Annotated in this window: 1 protein-coding gene; it reads right to left on the bottom strand. The window is 69.0% G+C overall.

Features of this window, described 5'->3' with window-relative positions:
- Positions 1–12: 12 nt before the first annotated feature.
- The coding region (locus tag ACLF3M_RS35355; RefSeq protein ID WP_430661706.1) for an ABC transporter substrate-binding protein at positions 13–764 on the bottom strand (752 nt) is incomplete at its 5' end.

Raw genomic sequence — 764 nt, 5'->3', positions numbered from 1 at the left:
GTTGCACTCGCGTTACCGCGCCGCGAGCTTCACGCCATAGACGGCGACCCGCCCATCGCCACGGGGCGCGAGGCCGCTGACTCGCGCGGAGGTGCCGTGCAGGTCGACGCCCTGGAACAGCCACACTACCGGGCACTCGGCGTGCATCGCCCTCATCAGCTCGCGATAGATGCCGGCGCGCGTCTCGGGGTTCATCTCGCGCCGCCCGGCATCGATGAGGCGGTCGAACTCGGCATTCTCGACATAGGAGTAGCGCCAGTCGGACCGGTACTGCCCGACCTGGAAATCCGGATCATCAGGCGGCGCCAGGCCCAGGAAGGCGACCGGCGCCAGTTCGCGCACGCGCAGCTGGCGCAGATATTCGCCGGATTCCAGAGTCTCCAGCCGACAGCGGATGCCGACGCGCGCCAGCATGCCGGCGCAGGCCTCCGCCACCTCGCGGTCCTGCGGGAAGCGGCCGGACGGCGTCTTCAGCACGGTCTCGAAGCCATTGGGATGGCCGGCCTCGGCCAGCAAGGCGCGCGCCCGCGCCTGGTCGAAGGCGTAGTCCGTCAGCGAGGGGTCGAAACCCTGCTGCTCGCGCCGCAGGATCTGCCCATTCAGCGTCCGGGCCTTGCCAGCGAAGAGGCCGCGCACGATCGCGTTCTTGTCGATCGCGTGGTTCATCGCCATGCGCACGCGCTTGTCCTGAAGCGGCCCGGCATGTTGCGGGAGCGAGGACAGCGTCAGGTGGAAGATCCGGTAGCTCGGCGATTCCAGGATCT

Origin of the sequence: Falsiroseomonas sp. HW251 (assembly GCF_050563545.1) — a bacterium.
Classification (GTDB): domain Bacteria; phylum Pseudomonadota; class Alphaproteobacteria; order Acetobacterales; family Acetobacteraceae; genus Falsiroseomonas.
Note: the sequence above shows the minus strand (reverse complement) of the source record. Positions and strands in the feature narration are given on the sequence as shown.